The following is a 22,000-nucleotide window of genomic DNA, read 5'->3' as shown; positions in this document are numbered from 1 at the left end:
GTGCCTCCAGCAGGCGCCTCCGGGCGGCGGCCGCACTGTGGCGGAGGCGCCGGAACATCAGGGGCGGCGGGGCGCGGCCGGGCCCTGGAACAGGTAGGCGATGTCGTCCCACCGGACGATCACGGCGCCCGCACCGGCGCCCACCGCCAGGGCAGCCGCCGTCAGGGCCGGGGCCACGGCACCGCCGGGGGCCAGCGCCACGGCGAGCGCGGCGGCGGCGAGCAGGCAGTTGCGCAGGACGAAGCCCCGGGCGGTGCCACGGGCGGCGGGCTTCGCCGCGCCGAAGCAGCGGCAGTCCGCCGCCCGCCCGGCCTGCAGGGTCGCGGCGGTGAACCCGGTCAGCAGCACCAGCACGGCCACCGCGCCGAGCTGCCGCACGGTGGCCAGCAGCACCACGGCCGCCACCTCGGCGGCGATCACGCCGACGGCGGTCGCCCACCGCAACGCGGCGGGCAGCCAGCGGAAGTCGGCCAGGTCGGCGGTGAACGCGGCCAGCGCGGAGCGGCTGCGCGCCTTGCTGACCAGGGCGGCCAAGAAGACCACCACCAGCAGGGCGCGGGCGGTGAGTTGCAGCATCGTCATGCGGTCCTCCTCGAACCGTGGTTCGTCCCGCGGCCCGATCGGTTCAGGGACTGTGCGGGCCGCCCGTCGCGGGACATCCGGCGAACGGCCACCCCGAGGGCGGTGCGGCTCGGAACGGTGCCGAAGGTGCGCGAGTCCAGGCTGCGCGGGTTGTCGCCGAGGACTGCGAGGTGACCGGGCGGCACCGCGGGGCAGCCGTCCGCGGCCGGATCGCCCGCCACGCCGCTCACCCGCTTCACCAGCCAGGGCGCGTCCTCCGGGTCGCGCGGACCGTCCGGCACGGGGAAGACCACGACGTCGCCGCGACGGAACACCCGGGTGCGGCGCACCAGCACCCGGTCGCCGTCGCGCAGGGTGGGCTCCATGCTGCCGCCCTGGACGTCGACCAGCTCGAAGCGGCGGCGCAGCAGCAGCGCTGTCGCCACGGCCCCCGCCAGCGCCCCGGCGGTGACGGCGGCGGTCAGGGGAAGGGGGTTCATCGCACTCCTCCGGCTCGGGCCGCGGCAACGTGCAGCGGCACGGCGTCCGCAGCCTCGACGACGGGGCTGTCACCGTCGGCGGCGGCACCTCCACCCACGGCATGCTCCCCCACGGCACCTCCGGCCACGGCATGCATCTTCTCGGCACCGTCCCCCTGGGCGACGGAGTCGCCGACCTCGCGGTAGCCCTCGGCCTGCGCGGCGAACAGCTCCGCGTACCGGCCGTCGAGGGCCACCAGCTCGTCGTGGCGGCCGCGCTCCACGACCCGGCCCTCGAAGAGCACCACGATCAGGTCCGCCTCGCGCAGGGCGGCGAGCCGGTGCGAGATCAGCAGGCTGGTGCGCCCGGCCCGGTGGCGGCGCAGCGCCTGGTGCACCTCCCGCTCGGCGAGCGCGTCGAGGCCGGAGCTGGGCTCGTCCAGGACGAGCAGTTCGGCGTCCTCCCGCATCAGGGAGCGGGCGAGGGCGACGCGCTGCCACTGACCGCCGGAGAGCGAGACGCCGTCGTGCTCGTCCTCGTCGGTGAACGTCCGGCTGAGCAGGGTGCGGTAGCCGCGGGGCAGCCGTTCCAGGGTCCCGTCGATGCCGGCGCGGGCCGCGGCGGCGCGGATCCGGTCGAGGTCCTCCCGGTGCTCGGGCGCGCCCAGGCCGATGTTCTCGGCGGCGGTCAGGTCGTACGTCATGAAGTCCTGGAAGGTCGCGCCGATCCTGCGGCGCAACTCGTCGACCGGCATCGTGCGGATGTCGACGCCGTCCCACAGGATGCGCCCGCGCTCCGGGTCGTAGAACCGGCAGAGCAGTTTGACCAGGGTGCTCTTGCCGGCGCCGTTGACGCCGACCAGGCCGACCGCGCGGCCGTGCGGGAGGTGCAGGTCGACGCCGCGCAGCGCCCAGGGGGCGTCGGGGGTGTAACGGAACCAGACGTCCTCGAAGGTGATGCCCTCGCGCAGCGGGGCGGGGACGTGCGTACCGTCGGCGAGGTCGGCGGGCGAGGCGAGCAGTCCGAGGTAGTGGCCGAAGAGCCGCAACGCCTCCTCGGCGCGGCCGAGTTGCATCACGATCGAGGAGAGCGCGCCCTGCACGGCGGCCACCGCGGCGGTGAACAGCGTCATGTCGCCGAGGGTGATCCGGCCGGCGAGCACCTGGCGGGCCACGACGACCGCCGCGGTGCCGGCGGCGGCCGCGGTGAGCAGGGCGAGCCCGGACTGGACGAGGACGCTGCGGCGCAGCGCGGCCAGGCCGGCGCCGGTGGTCTCTCGGAGGCCGTCGAGCGCGCGCTGCCGGAACAGCGGGCCGGTGCCGAAGAGGCGGATCTCCTTGGCGGCCCGGGGGTCGGTGAGCAGCATCCGGTAGAAGTACTGCCGGCGGGCGGCGGGGACGACGGCGGCGGCGGTGTCGGCCATGCCCCGGGAGGTACGCAGGTGGCCGGCGGCGGAAACCGCGACGCAGAGCACCAGCAGCGCGCCCATCGGGGGCCAGAACACCAGCACGGTGCCGAGGAAGCCGGTGATCGTGGCGGTGCTGCGGACCGAGTCGAGCAGGAAGTCGAGGACGTCGTGCGGGGCGCCCTGGGCCGCGGTCTCGGCCAGCCGGATGCGGTCCTGGGTGGCCGGATCCTCGAACGGTCGCAACCCGCGGTAGGCGTTGACCCGTTCGTAGAGCCGGTCCTGCACCTCGATGTTCACGGCGCGGCCGACGGCGGCGGTGATCAGCGCCGTGACGTGGTTGAGCACGGCGGTCGCGCCGGCGAGGGCGGCGCCCGCGGCCGCGAGCCACGCCACCCGGGTGCCGTCGGCCGCGCCGGGCCCTCCCGCGCCGGCGAGGTCGTCGACGAGCAGTTTGGTGACGTAGGCCATCGCGGCCGGGAGCGCGCCGGTGAGCAGGGCGAGCAGGAGCTGGAGCAGGATCCCGCCGCGGGAGGCCCGCCAGCCGAGGCGCAGCGCGGCGGCCGCGGTCCGGACCCGCCCCAGGACGGTCGTGGTCACACCCGTTCCCCGACCAGTGCCGGGCGGGCGGGCGCCGTGCGGTGGGCCGGGGCCGGCACGACGTCGCCCAGCTCGTGGCCGGCTGCGGCGATCACGCCGTCCTTGATCCTCAGCAGCGTGGGGAAGGCGTCGACCTGGCCGAAGGCGGCGGTGGCCGCGGACCTCTCGGCGACGACGGCCACCCGGCCGACGGGGCCGAGGGCGGCGGTCATCCTGCGGGTCTCGGGGCTCTCCGGGTCGCCGACGACGAAGAAGAGCGGGTCGGCGGCCCCGGTGGCGGCGCCGCCGGCCAGGGACTCGATCAGGGTGCCGCAGGGCGTGCAGCCGACCATGACGAAGCCGGCGAAGGCGTCGCCGACCGCCACGTCGGCCGCGGTGACCTCCTCCCCGGAGGTCGTCGTGGCGGAGAACTCTCCGACGGCGGTGCCGATCGCGGGCAGGGCGTCGGGCGCGCCCGTGCCGCCGCCCTCCTCCAGTGTCCGCAGCCTGCGGATGACGGCGAAGGTGAGGACGAGGTTGGCCGCGGTGGCGGTGCCGAGCACGACGGCGAGAACGATGAGGGCGGTGAGCATGTCGGTTCCTCTCTGGGCCGGGCAGTGGCGACGGGGGCGGGGGCCGCCGGGAACGGCCCCCGCCCTCGGGATCGTCAGCAGCCGTACGCGACCTTCTTGTTGTACTGGAGGCCGCCGGTGCCCTTGCAGACGCCCTGGCAGTTGTAGTAGCCGTTGCACATCGGCTGCCACCACCAGCCGCCCGAGCAGTAACCGCTCCGCGAGGTACAGGCGACGACACCGCAGTAGTCCGGGGGCACGCAGGCGCCGGCCTTCTTCTGCTTCAGCAGCGCGCCCAGCATCTTGTCGCCGAGCGACGTGAGGGTCCTGGTCATGTGACCTCCTTGTGGGTTCGACCCGCTGTTCGAGTCGCCCCACCATGCTGTCCGGGCCACCTCTCCGTCGGCTCCTCATCCGCTCTGCGGTCGCCGGCCGAGCAGGGCCGCCGCGCCGGCGGCGGTCGAGGCCGCCGCGAAGGCGCCGGTCGGCCGGGGACGGACTGCGGCAGCTCGCCGGACCGGCCTCGGGCAGCTCGCGGGTCGCCCGGACTCCGGCGGCTCGCGAGTCGCCGCGCCGCCGATTCGGGAGCCGTACCCCGACAACCCCGGGAAGGCGGCCGAACCGCATTTCCCGAACTCACGTGCTGACGGATCGTCTCCGACCTACTCCGGGCCCACCGGGCGATTTCGGCCGGGTCCGCCAAGATCCGAAAGGGAGGCCTAACGGTCTCCCTCGGTCGAACGGTCCGTCGCGCCCTTCAGGAAATGTGCGCCACCGGGCACACTTTCCGCTGCGAACTCCAGCCGGATCAGCTCCTTGACCTGTGCGGTCAGGTCGGCCGGCACGGGGCCGACGGCCCGGGAAAGCCGCCGGAGCACCCACTCGGACTCGTCCACAATCGACCCTCCGGATGTGGTGCACGGACCAATGACGGAGCGAGAGTACGGGCCTGCCGTCGGCCTCGGCAAGAAGCCGGATCGGCCTTCGTCAATTTCCTGCCAGCCGCGCATTCCGTGTATCCGGTTCCGGATTTCCCGCCGCCGGCGCGAGCGGAGCCACGGTCCCCGACCCGGCCGACCGGGCCGTGCAACGCCCTGTCACGGTTGCCCAACGATCGGGCGGGTGCGGGTTCCCGGGCCGGTCGTACGGGTACATCCCGCAGCGACCACCGTGCCTGGTGTGCGGCCCCGTCCGGCCGCGACCCACCCAGCCTCAGGCCGTCAAGGGGGCCGTCATGGCCGATCAACCTCCCCTCGTCACCTTCCAAGCCCAGGACGGGGCGACCGTGCGGCGCCTGCGCCGGGGCGTCGGCGTCATCGGGTTCCTCCTGCCGATCGTCCTTCCCGTGGGCAACATCCTCACCTCCTCCCACGTCGCCCTGCTCAGCTCGATGAGCGCCTCCTACTACACCCACATGCGCAACGTCTTCGTCGGCGGCCTCTGCGCCATCGGCGTCTTCCTGATCTGCTACCGCCACGACCGACGGGAGGACCGGCTCAGTTCGGTGGCCGGCGTCCTCGCGGTCCTGGTGGCGTGCTTCCCCGCCGAGCCGCCGGCGTCGATCACACCGGACCCGACGACCACGCAGAAGGTCGTCGGGACGCTCCATCTCGGCTTCGCGGCGGGGCTGTTCGGGGTGCTCGCCTACTTCTGCCTCCGGCTGTTCTCCGACTCCCGGAGCGCCGGCGGGCGCCGGACCGCCGCCGACCGGGTGTACCTGGTCTGCGGCTGGACCATCGTGGCGTGCCTCGCCGTGGTCGCGGTCGGGGCCGTTCTCCGCCTCACCTGGGACTCGCCGCTCACCCCGATGTACGCCGGCGAGGCGGTCTCCGTCTTCGCGTTCGGGGTGGCGTGGCTGGTCAAGAGCGAGGCCGTCTCCGCCGCCCTCGTGCCCCGCGGAGCACCCCCCGCGGCCGCGGAGGGCTGACCGTCCGCCGGACTCCCCGGTCCCGGTTCCACCACGCCGACGGAGGCGCCGCCGCCGAAGGGACCACACTCGAACGAGTGAATCCCCTGCGGCGGCGGCCCGCCGGCGCGCACGGTACCGGGGAACGGCGCGCCGGCCCCCACCGGCGCCCGAGTCATCCGATGCCTTGTCACCCGTACAGCTCGTCAGAGTCGTCCCGGCGGGATCCGCCGCCGACGATCGCAGCAAGAGCTGGACACCCATTCGGAACGAGGACATTCGAGATGACCCGAGCGCTGCCCCACCGTCGGAACACGAGAGCCCGCCGCGGCCTGGTCGTCACGGCCATAGCCGTCGCGGGACTGATACCGGTGGCGGCGACCCCGGCGAACGCGGCGGTGCCCGGGGTGGCCGCCACCCACGGCCACGGCCACCGGCACGGAGCCGACCACGAGCACGGGCGCGCCCGCGCGCACCACCACGAGCACGGGCACGGACACCGCCACGACCACGCCCGCGGTGACGAGCAGCGCGAGGACCGGCGCCAGGACGCGGACGCCGCCGCGGACGCGGACGGGCTGTCGGCGGAGCTGAGCCCCGAGGTCGCGGCCAAACTCGACGCGGCGATCAAGGAGACGATGGCCAGGACGGGCGTGCCCGGGGTGACCGTCGGGCTCTGGCTGCCGGGCAAGGGCCACTACCTCCGCTCCTTCGGCGTCGCCGACAAGAAGACCGGCGCCCCGATGACGGACGACCTCTTCATGAGGATCGGCAGCGTCACCAAGACCTTCACCGCCACCGCCGTGCTGGAGCTGGTCGACGACGGGCTGGTGGGGCTCGACGACCCGATCTCGAAGTACATCGCCGGCGTCCCCGACGGCGACCGCATCACCGTGCGCAACCTCGCCGAGATGCGCAGCGGCCTGTTCCCGTACTCCGCGGACCCGGACTTCATCAAGGCCCTGGAGTCGAACCCCACCAGGCCCTTCACCCCGGACGAGCTGCTCGCCTACGGCTACAAGCACCCCAACGTCGCCCCGCCGGGGACGCAGTTCCTGTACAACAACAGCAACTACATCCTGCTCGGCCTGCTCGTCGAGAAGGTGAGCGGCATCTCCCTGGAGGAGTTCATCCAGGACCGGGTGATCGACCCGAGCTGCCTGCGCCACACCCTGTTCCCCGAGGGAGCGGAGTTCCCCGACCCGCACGCGCACGGCTACACCAACCAGACCCTCGACGGCGCGACGGTGGACGCCACGGACTGGAACCCGAGCTGGGGCTGGGCGGCCGGGGCGATGATCTCCGACGTCCACGACCTCAGGCGCTGGGCCAAGGACCTCGCCACCGGCACGCTGCTCTCGCCCGAGACGCAGGCGGAGCGCACCAAGTTCCTGGGCGCCGGCATCCCCGGCGCGGGCTACGGCCTCGGACTGTTCGACGTCCAGGGGTGGATCGGCCACAACGGCTCGCTGCCGGGGTATGAGAGCCTCGTGCTCTACCTGCCCGAGCAGGACGCGACCCTGGTGGTGGTGCTCAACACCGACATCCTCACCGACGGGCACGAGCCGAGCACCCTCTTCGGCCAGGCCGTCACCAAGATCGTGACGCCGGACAACGTCTACTTCCTCCCCACGCCGACGAAGTAGCCGAGCGGCTGAGGATTCGGCGGCCGCGTGCCGTCGGGCCCGCCGCCGCCGCTCCCGGGCGCCGGCGGCGGGCCGCTGTGGGCTCTCGCGGGGGCCGGCGGACCCGGCCGCCCGCACCGCCCGGTGGCCCCGCCGGGCGCTGCGGTGGGAGCCTGGGAGCAGGGCCGCGGGAGCCAGGTCCTGAGCCCGAGCCACCCACCGCCCACGGCGCGGAGCACGCGATGGCGACGAGGATTCTGTTGGAGGGGCGCCCCGGCAGCGGGAAGACGACCGCGATCCGCCGGCTGGCGGCACTGCTGCGTGCGGGCGAGGCCGTCGGGTTCACCACCGAGGAGATCCGCGAGGGCGGTGCCCGGGTCGGGTTCGCCCTGGAGACGCTGGCGGGCCGGCGGGGTGTGCTCGCGCACGTCGCGCTCCCGGGCCCGCCGCGGGTCGGGCGGTACGGGGTCGACCTCGGGGTGATGGAGCGGCTGGCGATGCCGTCCCTGGTGTGGGAGCCGACCGCCGCGTCGGGGGCGGCGACGGGGCTGGTGCTCGTCGACGAGCTCGGGCGGATGGAACTGGCGTACCCGCCGTTCCAGGAGGCCGTCCGGGAGCTGTTCGCCGGCGAGGTCGACGTGGTCGCCACCGTGCACGCGCAGCCCGGCGCGTTCACCGACGAGCTCAAGCGGCGCGCCGACGTCGAGCTCCTCCAGGTGAGCCGGGCGAACCGGGACGCCCTCCCGGAGTGGCTGGCGGCGCGGCTGGAGCGGTGGTGACCGGGCCCGGGCTGCGGCGGCGGCGCGGCGACCGGCGCGCCCGGCTGCTGGACGCCGCGGCGAGCTGGGCGGGCCGGGCCGACCACTGCGCGGACTGGACCGGCCGCGGGGTCGAACGGTGCCGCCGGTGGGCGCGGGAGGGGGCGCAGCGGCCCGGTGAGATGGCACCGCCGTCGTGGTTCGCCATCGCCCTGCCGTTCGGCCTGGCCTGGTACCGGGTGCCCGGCGCAGTGGCACGGGCCTGGTGCCGCCTCGCCGGTCTGGCGTGCCGGAGCCTCGCACGCGTCCTCTGAGAGCGGGAGCGGCGAGCGGGTGGAGCCGGGCGGGCGAACCGGACGAAACAGTTGAAAACGCCCGGAACCGTACGGGTCGGCCGGTTCGTCTTCCCAGGTGGCGGGGTCCTGAGAGCCGGGGGCACGGAGGTGGGCCCGGATGCGGTACTTGGAACGTGCGCGGGGCCGGTGGCGGGCGCTGTCGCTCCGGCAGCGGATCGCGGCCCTGGTCGTGGGCGGGGCCGCCGTCCTCCTGGCGACGGTGCTGGCGGCCGTCCTCACCGTCGGCGGCGGGGGCTCCCCGGGACGCCCGGCGGCCGGTCCGCCCGCCGGTCCGTCGGCCACCGGGTCGGGCCCGCCGGCCGTCCCTCCCCCGGCGTCCGGCGTGTCGCCGCTCACCGGGCTGCCGGGAGGGGCCGGCCGGGTCCTCGCCGTCAAGATCGACAACGCTCCGGCCGCCCGGCCGCAGACGGGCGTGAACGCCGCCGACGTGGTCTACGCGATCGAGGTCGAGGGCGGGCTCTCCCGCTTCCTGGCCGTGTACGACTCCGACCACCTGCCCCGGGGCGACCGGATCGGCCCGGTGCGCAGCGCCCGGGAGACCGATCTGCCGCTCCTGCAGCAGTACGGGCGGGTGGACTTCGCCTACTCCGGCGCGCAGAGCGCGTTCCTGCCCGTGCTCGCCCGGGCCGATCTGTTCAACTGCTCGCCGCAGCAGGACGACTCCTTCTTCCGCGGGCAGTGGAACGTGCCGCCGTTCAACCAGTACGTGGTGCCGTCCGGGATCCTCGACCACTTCCCGGACGCGGCGACGGCCCGGGACGTCGGGTTCCGCTTCGGCGACGCACCGGCCGGCGGTGTCCCGACCGACTCGTTCACCGCGCGGATGCCGGCCGCCTCGTTCACCTTCACCTGGTCCGCCGCGCAGGGCAGGTACCTGGTGGCGGTGGACGGCAGGCCGGCGATGACGACGGACGCCGGGCAGATGGGAGCACCCACGATCGTGGTGCAGAAGGTCGCCGAGACCACGTCGCCGCGGGGACTGGTCGACTCCTTCGGGCACCTCGTGCCGTTCGCCCCCACGGTCGGCAGCGGCGAGGCGGTCGTCCTGCGCGACGGCGCGGCGTACCGGGGCAGCTGGTCCCGGCCGGATCCGGCCGGCGGCACGGAGTTCCGCTACGCCGGGCAGCCGATGGCCTTCCACCCCGGGCAGGTCTGGATCGTCCTCGAACCCGCGTGAGGCCGGCTCCCGGCGCCGACCGGACGGGGCGCCGGGTCCGCTCGGCGTCACAGGTCGGCGTCACAGGTCGGCGACACCGGCCGGCGACACCGGTCAGCGACGGGTGGTGCGGCGCGCGGGCGGGGCGATCCGCACCCGCTGCTCGGCGGGTGCCTTCTCCAGGTCGTCGAGCTGCGCGGTGATCGTGGCGCGCAGGTCGTCGTAGTCCTCGAAGCAGTGGTCCTGGAACAGGGTGTAGCCGGACCACATCAGGTTGGCGCAGACCCGTGCGGGCACCCGGCCGGTCCGGGCGCCCATGCCGACCAGCGCCACCGAGGTGATGCTGCCGGGCGTCTTCCGGTTCTGCTGGTGGACCGCCTGGAACGCGGCGGCGCACGCCAGGGCCACGTTCAGGGTCGCGCTCACGTTCTGCGAGGACTCCTCCATCGTCGGCGCCGAGATCAGGAAGGTCGGGTTGGTCGCCCCGGACGGGACGCACACCGCGCTGCCCACCGGGAGCCGGCCGGCGAACCGGTCGCGGATCGCCCGCTGGACGCGCAGCTGGATGCCCGCGCCGAGGTGCCGCTTGACCACCGCGTCGACGCCCCCGTCCATCCGGCCGCGGGAGTTGGTGGGGCTGACCCAGGCGTCGACCTGCTCGTCGAGGATCGAGCCCCGGCGGATCTCGACCCCGGGGGTGTCGGCGAACGCCGCCTGCCACGCCTCCACCACCGTCGCGTTGACGTCGGTCAACACGACCTTGAGCGGCGACTGCACACGGTCCATGGTCATACTTCACTCCGATCGAGCTGCGGTTCGTCCGACACCACCGACGCTAACCGGCGGCACCGACAGCGCGGGTCGGGCACGGGAGGCCCGGGACGACGCCCGGCCCGCGGGAGGGGCGACGGCGGGCCCGGCTGTCGGACCCGGGCGGTAGGACTGTGAGTGGCGGTCAGCGGAGACTGACGGCCACTCACGAGCACGCCCGCCCTGCGCACGCACGGTTCGACCTTCGGAGCCCGCCACCATGACCGACGCCACCGCCCCCGCCGCCCCCTCGACGCCCGACCCGAACGACCCGCTGGCGCTCACGGAGCTCTTCAAGGGCGGCGGCGAGCCCTGGCTCCCGCTGCTGAAGCCGGTCATCGAGGCGCAGCCGGACGCGGCCTCGTTCATCGGTACGGGCCGCAGCCCGGAGGTCGTCCCGGTCCGCGAGCTGACCTTCCAGGCGCTCAAGCCGAACGCGCCGCACAAGTGGAAGGTCGTCGTCTTCGGGCAGAACCCCTACCCGCGGCCGGAGAGCGCCACCGGCATCGCCATGTTCGACAACACCTTCCACGACTGGAAGGACAGCCAGTTCGGCCGGGTCGTGAGCATCCGGTGCATCATCAAGGCGGCGGCGATGTGGAAGTACGGCATCGTCAAGAAGACGCCGATCGCGGACGTCCGCGCACTGTTGAAGGAGCGGGAGACCGTCCAGCCGCCGGAGTGGTTCCAGGCGATGCTCACCCAGGGCGTGCTGCTGCTGAACGCGTCGCTGACCGCCAGCAGCGACGGCTCGACGGGGACCGACCGGCACACCGCGTTCTGGCGGCCGGTCGCCGAGCGGATCGTCGAGGAGATCCTCAGGGCCAAACAGGACGCGGCCGAGGAGGACCGCGGTGTGGTCTTCGCCTGGTGGGGCGCGCACGCGCGCAACCTGAAGAAGGTCGTACTCAAGCTCCAGGAGAAGTACCCCGCGGTCGAGGTCCGGCACATCGACCACGCCAACCCCGCCGCGCAGGGCGACCTCTTCTGCGACGGCGACCACTTCGGCACGGTGAACGCGGCCCTCGCCTCGCTGGGCGCGGACGAGATCGACTGGCTGCCGAGCACGGGGTGGAATGAGCGCGCGGCGGAGGACGGGCGGGCGGACGGCGACACCGCCGAGCGCATGGGGGCCTTCATCGCGTCCACCATGGAACTGCACCAGCTCTACCTCGACCGCCTGGCGAGCGTGAAGGACGAGGGCCTCGTCCTCCCCGCGATCACCGGGGTGTTCGACACGCCGATGATGGACTTCCGCGACGCCGTCGGCCCGGTCGCCGAGCTGCTGTCGGGGCTGGACCGGCACGTCACTCGGGCACACGAGTTCGGCAAGCGGCGGGCGGACGAGACGGCGGGCGGGCTGTCCGCCGACGCGATCGCCGCGCTCTACCTCTACACCTGCGAGTCCGCGTTCTACCGGGAGATCAACGCCATCCTGCGCTCCCCGGACCGGAGCCGGCTCGTCCCCTACCTGCCCTATCTCCGGCTGCTGTTCGCGGCCGTGTCGCAGCTGCCCGCCCGCACGGCACCGCTCTGGCGCGGGGTGCCGCTGGACCTGCGGGGGCAGTACCCGCTCGGCCGGACGGTGACCTGGTGGGGAGTGTCCTCCTGCACCTCCGAACTGGGTGTGGCCCGGGCGTTCCTCGGCAGCCGCGGCAAGCGGACGCTCTTCGAGGTGGAGCCCGCCCGGGCCGTAGGCATCCGCCAGTTCTCCGCGTTCACCGGCGAGGAGGAGTTCATCCTGCTGCCCGGCACCCAGCTGAAGGTGACGGAGGTCCGGACCGAGCGCGGCGGCCTCTGCACCGTCCGGCTCACGGAGCTGGCGGAGCAGACCCTGGTGTCCTGACGCGGCGGGCCCGGCGGCCACCGCCGGCCCCGGGCGCCGCCCGTCGGCCCCGGGCCCGCCGCCATCGGCCCCGAGGAGGGTCAGCGGTCGGCCCGGAGCAGCTCGTCGATGCCCTGGGCCGGCCGCAGCGGCTCGAAGTGCACGCCGCCCGCGGCGTCGACGGTGAAGCCGTGCACGGCCGGCCGCGGCAGGCTGTTGTACTCGAAGTGGGTCGTCGCGTAGTAGGCGCCGGTGTCGAGGAGGGCGACCAGGTCCCCGGGTTCCAGCAGCGGCAGCGGCCGGGCCCGGGCGACCACGTCGCCCGCGAAGCAGCACGGCCCGGCGACGTCCTGCTCCACCGGCTCCCCGGCCTTGGCTGCGCCCGACGGGTGGTGCGCGCTGATCCGCAGCGGCCAGGCGTCGGGCATGAAGACGGTCCGGGTCGCGACCTGGGCGCCGGCGTGGGTGAGGGCGATGTGCCGGCCCCCGGACACCTTGGTGTACTCGACGTAGGCGGCGGTGAAGCCGTTCTTGGCCAGCAGCGAGCGGCCGAACTCGGTGACCACCCGGTAGCCGCCCCCGAACAGGGCCGGCGCGTGGGCCCGCAGTCGGTCCACGTACGCCTCGAAGGTGGGACCGGTCTCCTCGCCGGCGAAGTTGACGGGGAGGCCGCCGCCGATGTCGATGCCCACCACCCGGCGGCGGCCGGGCTCGGCGTTCAGCCGCTCGGCGAAGGCGACGGCCTCGCCGACGCCCCGGGCCATGAGGTCCAGCGGGCAGCCCTGGGAGCCGACGTGCACGTGGAGCCAGCCCAGCCACGGGCGCTCCCGGAAGGCCTCGCGCAGACGGTCCGCGTTGCCCTCGTCGGCGAGCGGGATGCCGAACTTGGACGTCGCGGTGGCGGTGCTCATCGCCCCGATCGCCCCGCCGCCGACCTGCGGGTTGATCCGGACGCCGAGCCGGGAGCGGGTCGGGGCATCGCGGGCGTCCAGGAGCGCGTCGACCCGGGCGAGCTCCTGCCAGTTGTCGATGTTCACCGCGATGCCCAGGTCCAGTGCCCTGGCCAGCTCGCGGCGGGTCTTCGCCGGTGAGTCGAAGACGATCCGCCCGGCGTCGAAGCCGGCCGCCAGCGCCCGGGCCAACTCGCCGGGGCCGGCCACCTCGCAGCCCATGCCGAGGCGGCGCAGCCCGGCCAGCACCGGGACCAGGCAGTTCGCCTTGGCCGCGAAGGTGTGCAGCACGTCCAGGTCGGCGGGGAAGGCGCGGTGCAGCGCCGCCACGCTCGCGGCCACCCCGTCGAGGTCGACGAACGCCGCCAGCAGCGCGTCCTCGGGGTCGAGCAACCCCCGCCGCACGGCCGCGCGCAGGACCAGCTCGCGCCGCTGCGCCGCACCGGCGGAGCCCGCCGCGGATCGGCTCGGCTCCCTGTTCGAAGGCTCCGGGCCCGAAGGCTCCCTGCTCGAAGGCTCCGGGCTGCTCGGCTGACGGACGGTCATGGGGCTACGCTCCGCTGGCTCGTCGGTGGGGGCGCCCCGGGGCGGTCCCCCGGAGCACCCCACCAGGCTGCCGGGCGGCCGGTCCCCGCGTCCTCGTCCTCCGGGTCTCGACTCACCCAGGGGTGGGCGGCGGGGTTCGTCGTCGTGTTCCTTGCAGTCTCCGACGGCTCGGAGGGAGCGTCAACGAGAATCGCCGGGACTTCCCGCGGCGGCCGTCCACGGCCGACGGGCCGGCGCGGGGGTGGCACGGTCAGGACGAGGAGGCTCCCGGGGGTGCGAGGAGGGCGGGGTCGAGATCGAGGAGGGCGAGGAGGTCGGCGAGCACGCGCTGGGGGCCGAAGTCGCCGTCGGTGCGCGCGAAGGTGGCGATCTCGGCGGCCAGCCGGGTCGCCACACCGGGCAGCAGGGCGAGCGCGGCCGCCGCGTTCTGCGCGTCGTCCGGCGACCCGAAGTAGGCGTGGTAGGGCAGCGAGACGGCGAGATCGTCGTCGAGCATCGACGTGTACGCCGCCTCGTCGAAGGTCCAGTCGCGGAACTGGAAGCGGGTCCGGGTGGCCTTCGCGACGGCGTCGAAGAGGATCTCGGTGCGCGGGTCGGCGGCGGGGGCCGGGGCGGCGGAGGCCGCGGACGAGGACGTGCCGGCAGCGGCGGTGGGGGACGGGTCCGGGCCGGCCGCGCGGGTGCGGATCCGGAGGTCCTGGTAGCCGCTCCAGACCGCGCCGGCGCCCGTGCCGCCGGGGCCGGTGACGCCGTCGCCGGGCCGCTCGAACCGGGCCTCGGCGCTGCGCGTCAGCTCGGTTCCGCCGATCCACCGACCGCCCTCGGCGAGCAGTCCGGCGACCGCGTCCGCCACGCCGTCCTCCGAGCGCCACTCCAGCAGCCAGGAGTCCTTGTCCATCACCACGTCGAACCGCTCACCCGGATGCTCGGCGAGGTACTCGTCGTAGGTGAGGGAGTGGTAGTCGACGGTGAGCACCGGGTGCCCGTCGGGGCCCTCGACGCGGACGGTGGCCACCCGGCCACGATCGATCTCGGTACTGCTCACGGTGTGGCCGTCGCGCGCGTAGGAGCGCAGGTTCCGGACGACGGCGCCCACCACCTCGTTCAGGTGGGCCTGCCGGGTCGCCGCGTTGAGGTTCACCGGGTCCACCCCGACGAGCGTCAGCTCCGTGGCGCGGGTGGTGAAGAGCGGGTGCTCGACGTCGGCGTTGGCGCCGAGGTAGAGCAGCGACCGGTCCCGGGGTGCGTCACCCTCGTGGGAGAGCCGGTTGAGCTCCAGCAGGGTCCGGTACTTGGGCTCCAGCTCGACCCCGGCGGCCCAACGACCGAGCGCCCGGTCGTCGACCCAGGACGGGTGTCGGCCCGTCCCGGCCGCCGCCCGGTCGGTCCGGGGACCGTCGCCGAAGAGGTAGGAGATCGTCTCCTCGTCGATCCGGTGCCGGACGGCGCGGTCCAGGGCGTTGCGGTCCTGTTCGGAGAGCAGGTCCCGCCGGATCCCGGCTGCCGGGGTGGCCCCTGCGGCGGATGCGTGGGCGCCCGGACCGGCGTCCCCCGTGCGTCGCTCGGAGGTGGGCGCGTCCGGTGAATCCCCGCTCGGCACGGGCGGGTTGACGTGGTGCGGCGGCTCGGCGGGGGCGGGGGGCTCGACGGTGACCACGGCCCGGCGGCGGGTCTCCTCGGTGACCCGGGAGGGGTCCACGCCCTCCGGCAGCTCCTGGCCGCGCGAGCGCACGGTGATCTCGACGCGGTCCGCCGTCAGCGCGCGGTCCGACCCGGCCAGGTGGACGCCGAGACGGTGGCGGAGCAACTCGGCGACGGCCTCCGCCCGGGCCCGGCCGAGCTGCATCGCCCGGCCGAAGTGCGGCTGTCCGGCGACCGTGCCGTTGGCGTGTCCGGTGACCGTGACCCGCGGCAGGGGCAGGCCCGCGGCCGCACGCGCCACCACGTCGACCGCCAGCTCCGCGGCGAGCGCGTCGACCCGGGCGGCCTGGACCGGATCGGGCTCGCCGGAGCCCGCCCGGAAGGGGAAGGTGCCCCGCGCGGACGACGGCGGCGCGGACAGCGGCACGCCCGGCGCCACGCCCGGCGGTACCGACGACTCCGGTGCATGGGGCTGCTCGGCCGGCGGGCCCTCCGCGGTGCGCCCGGTCGGCTGGCGGTCGGCCCCGCCCGGGTGCGCCGGGGCGACCGCGGGCCGCTCGCCCGGGTGGTGGGTGCCCGCCGGGGTGGGGCGGTCGAGCGCCGTGCCGTCCGCGGGCCGCTCGACGGCGTGGACCAGCTCGGCGTCCTCCGCGCCCGGGCGGAACCGGACCAGCGGCTCGCCGCCCGGCAGGTGGGAGGCGTTGATCTTGTCGAAGATGCCCTTGCTGAACGGCGACTGCGGCGCCCAGTAGCTGTGCGCGCCGTGCATGACGGCCATGTCGTTGGCCATCATCTCCCCCACCACGCCGTCGTACCTGGTCGGCGTCAGCCGGGAGCCGCCCGGAGTGGTGATGTCGAAGACGTCGTGGTCACCGGTGATGCCGCGCCACTCGCCCCGGCCGTCGCGCCCCAGCACCAGCCCGTCCCGGACCGTGAAGCGGCCCTCGTCGGTCAGCCGCCCCAGCACCGGGGCGAGTTCGGCGAACTCGTGGGCGCGCTGGCGGTACCGGGCCTCGACCCGCTCCCACGTACCGGGTTCCAGCGCCTCGCGCGCGGGCAGCTCGGGCTCGAAGTACCCGACCAGGCCGACGTGTTCGCGCTTCGCCCCGAGGTGGACGTCCAGCTCGTTGATGGTCTTGGCCTTGATGTCCTTCGGCTTCGGCAGCATTCCCTGGTCGAGCCACCTGGGCGCCTCGGTGTTGGTGGGCCGCACGTCGATGACCAGGCCCCGCTCGTGCGCCAGCCGCCGGAACTTCCCGAAGTTCTTCTCGGGGATGCCGTACTGCTCCCGCGCGGTCCCGGCGCCGATGCCGCCGGAGCGCCCGGCCGGCGCCGGGCCACCGGCGCCGGAGGAGGACGGCCCGGCGCCCGAGGAGGACGGCCCGGCCGGCGCCCCGGGCGTCGGGGAGCCGGCGCCGCCCGACGTCGCGGCCGCGGCAGCCGACGGCGGGGACCCGGGGCCGGTGCGGTCGGAGCCGTCGGACTGCGGCGCCCGGGGGGCCACCTCGCCCGGCGCCGACTGCGCCGCGGCGGCCGCCGCATTGGCGTACGCCTGGATCACCAGGCCCCGGTAGTAGGTCCACAGCTGCGGCAGCCCGGGCAGCGCGTACTGGACGAGGTCGTGGTACAGCTGCTCGGCCCCGGCCGGGTACTGCTCCACGGGCATCCGGAAGTACTGGTCGTACGTGGCCAGGTACGCCTCCACCTGCGGGCCGCCGCCCGAGTAGGTCACGACGCCGTTGCGCAGCGTCTCGTAGCGGCGCTGCAGGTGGCGGACCCGGTCCGCGTGGAACGCGGCCCGCCCCTCCCCCGCACGGTCGGCCTCGGGGAGCGCCAACTGCTCGCGGATGGAGTCCAGATCGGAGATCCCGAAACCGCGCTCCTGGCCGTGGACCTCGACCGGCTTGTGCCACCAGCTGTCCGGCGGCGGGGGCTGGTACTTCCCGCCCTGGGCGTCGTACCCGTCGAGGTCGTACTGCTGGGCGTACCGGCCGGAGGCGGTGGGCGGTCCGGAGACCGTCACCCGCTCGTAGCCGGGGGCCGTCCCGCCGAGGGCCGTCCGGCCGTCGCCGGTGTCGTGCCACTTCTCCATCCGGGCCGAGCCGCTGGCGCCGACCTCCTCCAGGTAGGTCACCCGGTGGCCGACCAGCGCGACGGCCTCCAGGTTGCCGGAGCGGAAGCCGAGGTGGTCCAACCGGTGGTGACGGTGGAGGTAGTCGTAGAGGCGGAACTGCCCGGCGCGGGTGTCGCCGCCCCAGCCGGTCAGCTCCGGTCCGCCGCCCCGCCAGAAGCCGGTGATCTGGTGGACGTTGTCGACGCCCAGTTCGGCCCGGAGCCCGTTGACCAGTTCGGCCCACTTACCGGCCTTCGCGGCGTTCGGGTGAGGGTCTCCGGTGATGACGACGGTGTCGTAGTCGCGCGCGAGGTCCCGCACGATCTGCCGGACGCCCTGGAACCCGGTGTCGTGCTCCATCCGGCTGCGCAGCTCGCTCCACTGGGTGGCCTTGCCGGTGAAGCGGGACCACAGCACCAGGACCTTCCCACCGGTCGCCGGCAGGTTGATCCCCCGGCCGGACAACCAGGATCCGATCCGCGCGTCGTCGGCATCGGTCAGCCCCCAGGCCTCGCGCACCCGCTCGCGCAGCTGGGGCGAGAACCGCTCGGCGACGAGGTCGGTGCCGTCGGTGACCCCCCAGATCTCCTTGACCTGGAACATCTCGTCGAACGGCTTCTCGACCCGCCACTCCTCCCGCACGATGCGGTAGGCCTCGGCGTTGAGGGCCCGCCAGAGGCCCTTCTTCTCCATGCTCGGCACCGGAACCTGATGGATCCGCCGCGGCTCGATCCCGACGGAGGCGTAGAACGCCGCGATCTCCCGGGACTTGTCGCGGACCGCGTCGTGCCCGGGCGTGCCGGGATCGGGCCCGCGGGCGATCAGGACGTGCATGTCCGGGTCGGCGAGCAGCGCCACCGAGATGCCGAAGCGGTCGCCGGAGGAGTAGCCGGGCTGCATGATCACCGAGTTGCGCGAGGTGTCGTCGGTGCCGGGGCCCTGCGTCGGGGACGGCCCGCCGGAGGACGGCTGACCGTGCGTGGTGTGGCCGTGCGAGGTGCTGCCCTGCGGACCGGTCTGCGAGCCGTACGTCCGCGGCGCGACGAGGAGCGACTCGGAGGACCGGGGGCGGCTGCCCGGCCCGAGCTGCAGCGGGTCGGAGACCGGGTCGACCCAGGTGTGGCTGCGGGCGTGCGGGGTGGCCGCCGCCCGGGCCTCCTCCCAGGTGCGGGGGTGCGGACCGGCGGGGGCCGGGTCGCCCAGGTCGCCCACGACGGCGCCGATCAGCCCCCGGTGCCGGACGCGCAGGCCGCCCTGCCGCAAGCCTTCCGGGGCCGGGCGGCGGTAGTCGCCGTACAGGCTGCCCTCGACACCCGGACGGTGCGGGAGGTCCGCGGTGCGGTACTCGTCGCGGAGGCCGAGCTGGTGCCCGATCTCGTGGGCGTAGTCCACCGGCTCGGCGTCCGGCCACCAGGAACGCTGGTCCATGGCGCGGCGGCGACCGACCAGGTCCACCGTCAGGTGCGCGGGCTCGCCCGGGCGGGCGGGCAGCACGGTGACGTGCAGCCGGTCGCCGTTGGGAAGCTCGTACCGGGGGGCGTTGAAGTGCTCCTCGACCCCGCGGACCACACGCTCCCAGATCCCGGCGGTGTCGTGGCCGCGCCCGCCGTCGCGGAAGGCGACCCGCACCGTGAGGTCGGTGACCGGGCCGTCGAACTCGAAGCGGCGGGCCTCGAAGGAGGACCGGACGACGAACCGGGGCGTGCGGTCCAGGCGGATCCGCGGCGCCGGCGGGCGAGGGTCGGAGGGGTTCGGCTCGGAGGGGTTCGGCTCGGAGGGGCGGGCGTCGGACGGGCGGGCGTCCGCGGGCCCGGCGCCGGTCGGCCGCGGCCCGGACGGCAGGGCGTCGGACGCACCCGCCCCGGACGGACGCGGCTGCGCCGCGGCCGGCCGGGCGGCCTCCGGACCGCCCGACGTGGCCACCGCCGTCGCCGCTGCCGGGCGCGGGGCCGGTTCGCCCTTCGGGGCGGCCGAACCCGCCGTGGCCGGGCCGGTCTCGGTGCGGACCGTGGCCGCGCCGGCGGCCCCTCCCCGGGGCTCCCCTCCGCCGGAGCCGGTGGCCACCGGGGCGGAGGACGTCGCCGGGCGGCCCACCGCCGGGGCGGTGCGGCCGGAGCCGCCACCCGCCTCCCCCGTCGCGTGGTCTCCGCTGCGGGAGACACCCGTCGCGGGGGTGGCCGTCCTGGTCTCCGGTCCGCCGGAGGCCGTCCGGAGCGCCGGGTTCGGGGCGCCGCCGCCCGGTCCGGCCTGCGCCCCGACCCCGCCGGGGGCGGCGGCCGCCGTCCTGCTGCCCGACGCAGCGTGACCGGTCGCGGGCGTCGCGCCCTCGGCCGGCCGGACCGGCCCGGTGGACGCACCGGCGGGCGCTCCGGCAGAACGCCCGGCGCCGCCGCCGGCCGCCGCACCGGTCGCGGCCTGCGTCCGCGCGGCACCGGCCACACCCTGCCGCCCTGCGCCCGCCCCGGCGGTACCGGATCCGGCACCGCTTCCCCGGGTCGCCGGCGCACTGCCGGGGGTGGCAACCGTTCCGGCTCCGCCGCGGGCGACGGACCGTCCGGTGTCGCCGGTCGCCGTCGCGAAGCCCGGCAGGACGGCGGCGGCGCGCCCGGAGGAGCCGGACGCCGGCGGCGACCCGTCAGCCCGGTCCCGGCCCGCGCCGCCGGACCCCGGCCGGCCGCCCGCCGACGCACCCCCGGTGCCCGTGCCGCTCCGGCTGCCGCTCGGCCCGGGCCCACTCCCTCCGGTCACCGGCACCGGCACCGGAACCGGCTCCGCGGTCTTGTCGGACGGAACGCCGGAGAGGTCGAGCGCCGGGCGGTCCGGCAGGTCCACGCTGACCGGGTCCACCCGCGCAGTCCCGTCCTTGCCGCCGAACCGCCGGCGGCCGCCGCCGCCGAGCGCACCCACGGCGCCCGCCGCGAGGGAGGCCCCGAGGAGTTCCTCGCCGCCGTACACGCCCAGCATGATCCCCGCGGTGGTGATCCCGGTGGCCGCCCCCAGCACGCCCTTGCCGATCAGCGAGTTCGCGAACCTCGGTGCGACGACCCCGCCGACGCCGAAGAACACCCCGCCGACGGCACCGCCGATCGCCCCGGACACCGCCGCCGAAGCGGTGTTCTCGGTGCTCCACCGCGTGCGGTCGCCCTTGAGGAACTGGATGGTCTGGACGGCGGCGTCCAGACCCACGCCGAGTCCGACGCCGGCCGCGACCGAGATCAGCAGCCGGCGAAGGATCATCTTCACCGCGACCCGTGCCGAGGTGATCGCGGCCGGAAGGACCTCGGGCGCGAAGAAGGCCCACTGGGCGATCTGCGCGGCCAGCAGCACGAGCTGGCCGAGGATCATGTACTTCGAGTACTCGACCTGCAGGGCGGTGTGCTTGCCCAGGTCCCCCATCTGCTTCGAGGACTCCGCCATCTCCGGCAGGGCGGACTCCAGCTGGGTCACGAAGGCCTGGAACTCCTCGGCCACCTGACCGCCCACGCTGTCGAGCACGCCGTAGGCCGAGGCACCCAGCTGTTGGCCGATGCCGTGGAGCTCCTGGGCCGCGTCGTGCCAGGCCGAGCCGAGCTCGCGCAGCTTGTCCTCGTCGGCGTGCGGCCAGGACTGGCCGACGGTCAGCTTGGCGAGCCAGTCGAAGGAGGGGGGCATCTGGAGGCTCATCTGACACCGTGCTCTGCGTGGTCGGTCGAGGTGTGGTCGGGTCGGTGCTGGTCGGTCGGTCGCGGTCGGTCGGTGCCGGTCCCGGTCGGTGCCGGTCCCGGTCGGTGCCGGTCCCGGTCGGTGCCGGTCTCGGTCGGCCTGGTCGCGTGCGGCCTGGTCGGTCCGGGTCGGGTCAGCGGCGGCCGGAGTGGGGCGTGCCGGTGCGCGGGCCGTCCCCGCCGCTCAGCTCGCCGACGCCGGCCGCGAGCGGGCGCAGCGCCTCGACGTTCTGCTCCTCCGTCCGCCGGAGCCCCTTGGCCATCGTCCCGATGCCGTCCACGGTGCTGTCCAGCACCTCGGCGGTGCCGTCGATCGCCTCCGTGAGCCGTTCCTTCGGCTGGCCGTACTGCTGGTGGAACTCCCGGCCGGTGTAGTCGTCGCCCCAGCAGGCGCCGAGCTCGCCCAGCCGGGCCTCCAGCCGGGTGCCGACCGATCTGATCAAGCCGGCCAGTTCCTGCACCTGGGGTGCGGCGGCGGCCAGCTTCTCGGTGTCGACGGAGAAGACGCGGTCAGCCACGGCCTGCCTCCGGGTGCCCGTGCAGCACGTACTCCCGGACGGCGTCCGGCATGGCCGGCTCGTCGGGGAGGACCACGGTCGGATCGATCCGGCCCTGGAGCAGGTCGCCGAGGGTGACGCCGGGCGGGAGCTGCCCGGTCACCACGGCGGCGGCGGCCTCCTGGGCCTCGGCCCGGGCCCGCGCGACGGTGGTGACCAGCAGGTCCGCCAGCTCCTTCGGGGCCATCCGGCGGTAGGCACCGGTGGGGAACTCCACGGCGGTGAGCTCGCCCTGGGCCCCCACCGTCACCTTGACGGCCTGTCGGGGGTCGGCGGCGGTCGCGGTGGTCTCCGCGATCCGGCGCCTGGTCTCGGCGGCCTCGGCGCGCTGGCGCTCGTACTGCGCCAGCAGGTCCTCGATCTGCTCGTCGTAGGGGCTGGACACCGGGGGTTCCTCTCGTCGTGGGGTCGGGCCTTCGCCCGGGGCCGTGGGCGGGCTCGGCGGCGGACGCACCGGGC

17 protein-coding genes are annotated in these 22,000 nt (G+C 75.2%); 6 read left to right on the top strand and 11 right to left on the bottom strand.

Translation table 11 applies throughout. From position 1 onward, the window contains the following. Positions 1–57: 57 nt before the first annotated feature. From MCM47_RS15150 to MCM47_RS15125, 6 genes are all read right to left on the bottom strand, one after another. Positions 58–582 carry a MauE/DoxX family redox-associated membrane protein gene (locus MCM47_RS15150; protein WP_238862109.1) on the bottom strand — a complete coding sequence of 175 codons (525 nt, stop codon included), beginning with the start codon at positions 580–582 and terminating at the stop codon, positions 58–60. Then, positions 579–1,061, bottom strand: a complete 483-nt coding sequence (locus tag MCM47_RS15145; protein ID WP_238862108.1) for a S26 family signal peptidase — start codon at positions 1,059–1,061, stop codon at positions 579–581. The genes MCM47_RS15150 and MCM47_RS15145 overlap by 4 nt, the downstream gene beginning before the upstream one ends. Then, positions 1,058–3,046 carry an ABC transporter ATP-binding protein gene (locus MCM47_RS15140; RefSeq protein ID WP_238862107.1) on the bottom strand — a complete coding sequence of 663 codons (1,989 nt, stop codon included), beginning with the start codon at positions 3,044–3,046 and terminating at the stop codon, positions 1,058–1,060. Before MCM47_RS15140 ends, MCM47_RS15145 begins: the two co-directional genes overlap by 4 nt. Continuing rightward, a complete protein-coding gene (locus MCM47_RS15135) occupies positions 3,043–3,618 on the bottom strand; it encodes a hypothetical protein (RefSeq protein WP_238862106.1) in 576 nt (191 codons plus the stop codon). Before MCM47_RS15135 ends, MCM47_RS15140 begins: the two co-directional genes overlap by 4 nt. A gap of 74 nt (positions 3,619–3,692) precedes the next feature. Continuing rightward, a complete protein-coding gene (locus MCM47_RS15130; RefSeq protein ID WP_238862105.1) occupies positions 3,693–3,932 on the bottom strand; it encodes a hypothetical protein in 240 nt (79 codons plus the stop codon). Positions 3,933–4,316: 384 nt separating this feature from the next. Further along, positions 4,317–4,493, bottom strand: coding sequence for a hypothetical protein (locus MCM47_RS15125; RefSeq protein WP_238862104.1), 177 nt, complete (start codon positions 4,491–4,493; stop codon positions 4,317–4,319). A gap of 338 nt (positions 4,494–4,831) precedes the next feature. Here MCM47_RS15125 and MCM47_RS15120 point away from each other — a divergent pair, with 338 nt between their 5' ends. The 5 genes from MCM47_RS15120 to MCM47_RS15100 all read left to right on the top strand — a co-directional run bounded on the left by MCM47_RS15120 (position 4,832) and on the right by MCM47_RS15100 (position 9,419). Then, a complete protein-coding gene (locus MCM47_RS15120) occupies positions 4,832–5,524 on the top strand; it encodes a hypothetical protein (RefSeq protein ID WP_238862103.1) in 693 nt (230 codons plus the stop codon). Positions 5,525–5,787: 263 nt separating this feature from the next. Beyond that, positions 5,788–7,149 (top strand): serine hydrolase, encoded by a 1,362-nt coding sequence (locus tag MCM47_RS15115; RefSeq protein ID WP_238862102.1) that lies wholly within the window; start codon positions 5,788–5,790, stop codon positions 7,147–7,149. Positions 7,150–7,370: 221 nt separating this feature from the next. Next, positions 7,371–7,907: a nucleoside-triphosphatase gene (locus tag MCM47_RS15110; protein ID WP_238862101.1), complete on the top strand. Its 537-nt coding sequence runs from the start codon at positions 7,371–7,373 to the stop codon at positions 7,905–7,907. Beyond that, positions 7,904–8,200, top strand: coding sequence for a hypothetical protein (locus MCM47_RS15105; RefSeq protein WP_238862100.1), 297 nt, complete (start codon positions 7,904–7,906; stop codon positions 8,198–8,200). The genes MCM47_RS15110 and MCM47_RS15105 overlap by 4 nt, the downstream gene beginning before the upstream one ends. A gap of 139 nt (positions 8,201–8,339) precedes the next feature. After that, on the top strand, positions 8,340–9,419 hold the full coding sequence (locus MCM47_RS15100) for a DUF3048 domain-containing protein (protein WP_238862099.1): 1,080 nt from the start codon (positions 8,340–8,342) through the stop codon (positions 9,417–9,419). A gap of 93 nt (positions 9,420–9,512) precedes the next feature. On the opposite strand, the gene MCM47_RS15095 is transcribed toward MCM47_RS15100, so the two are convergent. Continuing rightward, entirely contained in the window at positions 9,513–10,190 is a 678-nt protein-coding gene (locus tag MCM47_RS15095; RefSeq protein ID WP_238862098.1) for a macro domain-containing protein, read from the bottom strand. Between the two features lie 238 nt (positions 10,191–10,428). On the opposite strand from MCM47_RS15095, the gene MCM47_RS15090 reads away from it, so the two are divergent. After that, positions 10,429–12,054 carry an ADP-ribosyltransferase domain-containing protein gene (locus tag MCM47_RS15090; protein ID WP_238862097.1) on the top strand — a complete coding sequence of 542 codons (1,626 nt, stop codon included), beginning with the start codon at positions 10,429–10,431 and terminating at the stop codon, positions 12,052–12,054. An 80-nt stretch (positions 12,055–12,134) separates the two neighbouring features. Here the strand turns inward: MCM47_RS15090 and MCM47_RS15085 are convergent, their stop codons facing one another. From MCM47_RS15085 to MCM47_RS15070, 4 genes are all read right to left on the bottom strand, one after another. Beyond that, positions 12,135–13,529: a diaminopimelate decarboxylase gene (locus tag MCM47_RS15085; RefSeq protein ID WP_238862096.1), complete on the bottom strand. Its 1,395-nt coding sequence runs from the start codon at positions 13,527–13,529 to the stop codon at positions 12,135–12,137. A gap of 250 nt (positions 13,530–13,779) precedes the next feature. Then, positions 13,780–20,946 (bottom strand): hypothetical protein, encoded by a 7,167-nt coding sequence (locus MCM47_RS15080; RefSeq protein ID WP_238862095.1) that lies wholly within the window; start codon positions 20,944–20,946, stop codon positions 13,780–13,782. Between the two features lie 172 nt (positions 20,947–21,118). Then, positions 21,119–21,502, bottom strand: coding sequence for a WXG100 family type VII secretion target (locus MCM47_RS15075; RefSeq protein ID WP_238862094.1), 384 nt, complete (start codon positions 21,500–21,502; stop codon positions 21,119–21,121). Then, the gene (locus tag MCM47_RS15070) at positions 21,495–21,926 is read right to left on the bottom strand and encodes a YbaB/EbfC family nucleoid-associated protein (protein ID WP_238862093.1); all 432 of its coding nucleotides are present in this window, start codon (positions 21,924–21,926) and stop codon (positions 21,495–21,497) included. The genes MCM47_RS15075 and MCM47_RS15070 overlap by 8 nt, the downstream gene beginning before the upstream one ends. Positions 21,927–22,000: the final 74 nt, after the last annotated feature.

The sequence above is a fragment of the Kitasatospora sp. A2-31 genome (genome assembly GCF_022288725.1).
In the GTDB taxonomy this organism is placed as follows: domain Bacteria; phylum Actinomycetota; class Actinomycetes; order Streptomycetales; family Streptomycetaceae; genus Kitasatospora.
The sequence above is the reverse complement of the archived record's forward strand: the minus strand, read 5'-3'. Positions and strand labels throughout refer to the sequence as shown.